General features: G+C 31.5%; 1 protein-coding gene. It reads left to right on the top strand.

From position 1 onward, the window contains the following. Positions 1-120: 120 nt before the first annotated feature. Positions 121-345 (top strand): helix-turn-helix domain-containing protein, encoded by a 225-nt coding sequence (locus JEM65_RS21015; RefSeq protein WP_233530776.1) that lies wholly within the window; start codon positions 121-123, stop codon positions 343-345. Positions 346-922: the final 577 nt, after the last annotated feature.

The following is a 922-nucleotide window of genomic DNA, read 5'->3' as shown; positions in this document are numbered from 1 at the left end:
AAAAACAATATTCAGACTATGAAGGCAATAGAATGCGTAATATATTTGAATTTACAATGAGCAATTTCCATACTAACATTACTTTAGAAGCGGTGTCTGAGAAAGCAAATATGACAAAAAATGCCTTCTGCAAATACTNNTAAGAAACGGACAAACAAAACGTACTTTCAATTTTTAACAGAATTACGGGTAGAACATGCTACCAAGTTACTACTATCAAAAAATAAATTCACCGTTGCTGAAATCGCCTATGAAGCGGGATTTAAAAACATATCTAATTTTAATAGACAATTTAAAGAAATCAAGAAAAATACACCCTCTGATTTTAGAAGAAAAAGAGCCTAATACTATTTAAAATTACAGATAGAAACTCGAGTATTTCTTAAATGTCTCACTTTATAAATTGTCAAAATTTAAACTGGATTGTTATAGTTTTTCTATATAACATTCATCCCCATATGAAACAGCAATTCCAACAACACTGTTTTTGCTGAGCTGGTTAACGCTGCAAAACGATAGCCAAAATTTTAAAAGCATAAGGGTAAATCAGTCTTATTCTTATTAGGAAATCAGCATTTCAAAGATAATAATTTTCATTCTACATGTCGCTAAACTATATAATAAAGACTACCCACAAACCAACAGCCTAAAATTGGTTCTGTTGATGTTGAGATCAGGGACAAAAGCCAAGCCAGTAGCTGCACGAATTACTTTGGTAATACTATTCTATTAAATGAACACCTAAAAACCACGACATCGTGAAAATTCTAGGGTTTTTGCGATTTTTAATAAATTTTCTGATATGACAGTAACACCAATTCATCCCATTTTTACAGTTTGGACAGCGGTTAATCGCATATAGAGATCTGGAGCAGTTATTAACGAAGAGGTGAGAATTAAAAAAGAAGTTGAACAGAAGGTA

Origin of the sequence: Gelidibacter salicanalis, assembly GCF_016469035.1 — a bacterium.
In the GTDB taxonomy this organism is placed as follows: domain Bacteria; phylum Bacteroidota; class Bacteroidia; order Flavobacteriales; family Flavobacteriaceae; genus Gelidibacter; species Gelidibacter salicanalis_A.
Note: the sequence above shows the minus strand (reverse complement) of the source record. Positions and strands in the feature narration are given on the sequence as shown.